We start from the raw sequence: 1,499 nt of genomic DNA on the forward strand, positions 1-1,499 counted from the left end.
GGCCAACTCACCGCTGTTCGTCGAAGCGTTTGCCTGGCGGACCAAGACCGACGCCTCCATCAACTTCATCGGTATCTTCGACACCGTGGCTGCCGTCGCGAGCGTTTCCATTGGCGGCATCAGCGTCCACGATGCCAACAATCCTGGCGTCAACCTGTACCTGGCGCCGGACATGGCCAAAAAAGTCGTGCATCTGGTAGCGCGGGACGAGCGTCGCCACAACTTTTCGCTCAACAGTGCAGGCGCCGCCGATATCGTGTTGCCGGGCGTTCATTCTGACCTTGGTGGCGGTTATCTGCATCGCACCCCTGAGCACATTCTGCTCAGCAAGCCATTCCGTAGCCAGGAGGATGCTCACGTGTCCCCCATGAGATCCATTGCCTATCGCTGGACCCAAACCGAACTGCATCGCCTTCAGGATCAGCTCAACCTTCATGATCTGCCATTGCAGGTGCAAACCTGGGTGCTGAAGTTTGAACGCAAGGTCAAAGGTGACCACGAAAAGTGGCAGCATGTGTATGCGGCGGTCAGCAGCCAGCGGGAGGTGCGTAATGAACTGGCCTTGGTTTACCTGCGCATCATGCGTGAGTTGGGTGCAAGGCACGACGTGCCTTTCGACGACATCGACGATGAGGACCAAAAATATGCGTTGCCTGTTGAACTGCAACCCATCGCTCAAAAACTGATGGCTTACGCGCTGGGCGAAACCCGCCGCGCGGGTTTGAGCCTGGACGAAGAGGCTTTGCTCGTTGGGCGCTATATCCATCTCTCTGCGAACTGGAACGCCCTCAAAGGCTTCAAGAATAGCGATCTGGATATCGTGTTCATCAATCGTCCCGCCGAAAACCATGTGCGCGTGGTGCATCCCAATGTTTAAGAAAAGCTTTGTGCTGTTGATCGCCTTTTTTTTGGCCGGATGCACACTCGGAAAAAGTCGAGCGCTTCCTTATGAAACCTGGGACCTCCATTTCTTTGGGCCACCCTATATGGAAGCCTGGATTGAAACGGCTGATGTCGTTGATATCAATGAGCGAGTGTTTCGCGGGGCGGGCAGCGGAGGAGTGTCTACCGGTTATCCGAGGGCATTCAGTAAAGGCATACCAACGACGTTTCGCGGCCAACCCAAAGGATGGCCCAAGCATCCGGGCGGGAGTGGCCGTTATCTAACAGGCGCTGATCTACCCCGCTTGGTCTACGTACGCTGGCAGTCGCTGGCCGAGCCGCAAACTTATGAGGCGTATATTGAAATCCCCGAATCGGCTCGAACCACCATGCTCAAGAGCGAAGAAGCTTATTGTGGCGCGGTTGGCAAATGGAAAACCGATTACCGAAACATTCTGATTATTGGCTTGGCACCTGGCGGTATCGCCAAAGTGTATTTGGGTGGCCCTTGCCTGAAGTCGACCGAAGTCACTCGCGTACAAGGCACGATCAATCCCGAAGGCCCTTACGGCGGCACCTCCAACGGAAAACATCGACCCCTTTCAGAAGAATCCAAA

2 protein-coding genes are annotated in these 1,499 nt (G+C 55.4%); both read left to right on the forward strand.

Annotated elements, in window-relative coordinates:
- On the forward strand, window positions 1-877 hold an 877-nt coding region (locus AC1DH9_RS29000), incomplete at its 5' end, for a phospholipase effector Tle1 domain-containing protein (RefSeq protein ID WP_477809320.1).
- Window positions 870-1,499, forward strand: a 630-nt coding sequence (locus AC1DH9_RS29005) for a DUF2931 family protein (protein WP_477749294.1), incomplete at its 3' end; no start/stop codon positions are given. The genes AC1DH9_RS29000 and AC1DH9_RS29005, both read left to right, overlap by 8 nt.

This window comes from Pseudomonas sp. 05T35, assembly GCF_056396605.1.